The organism is Tenacibaculum sp. AWR4_210, from assembly GCF_056160945.1.
On the sequence record NZ_JBSWYF010000095.1, the window covers coordinates 1 to 249 of the forward strand.

Below are 249 nucleotides of genomic sequence, written 5' to 3' on the forward strand. Positions count from 1 at the left end.
AAGAGGTAATGTTACCGTCACCGTTAAAGGCAGTCGGATCTACTACTAAAGCGCCCGCACCGTTTTGTGTTAAACCAGTACCTGCAACATCGGCATTTATTTTAGCAGCTGTTACCGCATCGTCATTGATCTTAGCGGTAGTTACAGCGTTATCGTTGATCTTAACAGTAGTTACTGCATTGTCAGCTAATTCTGTTGTTCCTACAGCACCTGCAGCGATTTCTAGTGTAACATCTCCAAGTAAAGCGT

General features: G+C 43.8%; 1 pseudogene. It reads right to left on the bottom strand.

The features are described 5' to 3' along the window. Positions 1 to 249, bottom strand: a pseudogene (locus tag ACXAG7_RS20175) (hypothetical protein); the annotation flags it as partial.